Here is a 1,896-nt window from a genome sequence, read left to right as displayed (position 1 = left end):
CGTTCTCTATTCCAGATCAGTAACTTACGCTACGTCCGCCAACCCCATCCCATCCCCCCGGTGAATAAGACGGGCTAGTTCACCTGCGAGGTGAGCGGTTGCTATCCCACACTCTTCGACAAAGATTGATGAGTGTTAGGGTGCTGACAGGCGGATTACTGGCTTTTTTGGAGAAACCAAAACGCGCATTAGAAATATTGGGCGCTTTATTTGACTGGTCGAAGCCGAAACTCATTCTGCGCAACCTTTCTGTCTACCCAAAGGGGTTGTGGCTCTCACGAGAAATCGCGCGCTTAAATGTGCAGCATGTGCATGCCCATTGGATTGCAGTACCTGCAACCATGGCTACTATTGCAGCAAGAATGGCCGACGTGTCGTTGAGTATCACGGCGCATCGATACGATATTGCTCAAGGCAATCTGGTGCCTTGGAAATTTGCCTCGTCAATATTTGTACGGGCGATAGATGGCCGCGGCGCATCCGAACTAATTATGCAGTTGCCGGCGGGTGAACCTAAACGTCCAGAAGTTATACATATGGGTGTCGAAGAAGTTATGCACCCTGTACCGATTCGACCAGGGCCGTTAACCTCTCCTCGTGGATTGATTGGTGCTCGTCTGATAGCTTTGAAGGGGCATTCAGTATTGTTCAAAGCTATCGTGCATGCGCGAACGAAGGGCACTGAATTGACGTTAGATGTTTTCGGTGATGGACCACAAAAAGGCAGATTACGCACGCTTGCGGTCGACCTTGGGATCGAGAATCTTGTTAATTTTTGCGGCGTCGTCTCGCATGAGGAGTTATTGGTTCATATTCGTAGTGGTTATTATGATATAGCTTTGCTGACCAGCATAACGGCAGCGCCTGGTGATCGAGAGGGAATACCCGTGTTTCTGATGGAAGCAATGGCAGCAGGATTGCCTCCAATTGCTACTTCTAATGGAGGTATTGTTGAATTAATCGATGGGAAAAACGGTTTGCTTGTGCCGGAGAGAGATGAAGGTGCTTTGGCGGATGCAATCATTCGTTTGGCAGGAGATGAGCAATTGCGCAGGAACTTGGCGGCGCAGGCGCGCAACAAAATTGCAGGTGAGTTTAGTATTACGGCGAGTGCAGCTAGGTTGCGGGAGTTAATTAATAAAAATATAGTGGTGTAAAATATATTTGGTAGATATTTCACATGAAATATTACTGTTCAATATTTATTATTAACCCGTTTATCCCCTTGACGCATGTATGAGATTGTGCCATTAAGATGGCATGACAAAGAAAAGCCCTTCCGCATCCCCTGAGTTCTCGGTTCGCGAGTTCTTCCAGCGCTTCCCCGATGATGACGCCTGCCTTGAGCACATCATGAACGTGCGCTTTGGCGGCACCCGATTCGATTGCATGTCATGCGGCACGGTAGGCGCTACGCATCACAAGCTGGCAAAGCGCCGGACCTATGTGGCGGCTTGCTGCGGTCATCATGTGAACCCGACCGCTGGCACCATCCTGCACGATACGCGGACGCCGCTCGTTTCATGGTTCTATGCCATGTATCTGTTCTGCACGACCCGCCACGGCGTTTCGGGCAAGGAACTGCAACGTCAGCTTGGCGTGACCTATAAAACGGCCTATCGCATCGGGCAGCAAATCCGCGACCTGACCGCCAAGGCGCAGAACTTTGGCGCGCTGCTGTCCGGCCATGTCGAACTGGACGAGGCTTATGTGGGCGGCCGCCGTTCGGGTGGCAAGCGTGGCCGTGGCGCTCCGGGTAAAACCATCGTGATGGGCCTTGCTTCGCGTGACGGCGACATGAAGGCTGTTGTGATCCCCGATGTGTCAACGTCGGGGTAAAATTGTGCAAGATTCCGGTGTAAAACTGTACCAGTTGGATTGAACAAAAAGCCTCAG

At 51.2% G+C, this 1,896-nt stretch carries 1 protein-coding gene and 1 pseudogene; both read left to right on the top strand.

What is annotated here, in order from left to right; all coding sequences use genetic code 11:
• Positions 1-140: 140 nt before the first annotated feature.
• On the top strand, positions 141-1,157 hold the full coding sequence (locus L3X40_RS21715) for a glycosyltransferase (RefSeq protein WP_237367409.1): 1,017 nt from the start codon (positions 141-143) through the stop codon (positions 1,155-1,157).
• 103 nt (positions 1,158-1,260) lie between these two features.
• Positions 1,261-1,824, top strand: a pseudogene (locus tag L3X40_RS21710) (IS1595 family transposase); the annotation flags it as partial.
• Positions 1,825-1,896 lie beyond the last annotated feature (72 nt).

Source organism: Rhizorhapis sp. SPR117 (assembly GCF_021742065.1).
This window is presented reverse-complemented; position numbering and strand designations above follow the sequence as displayed.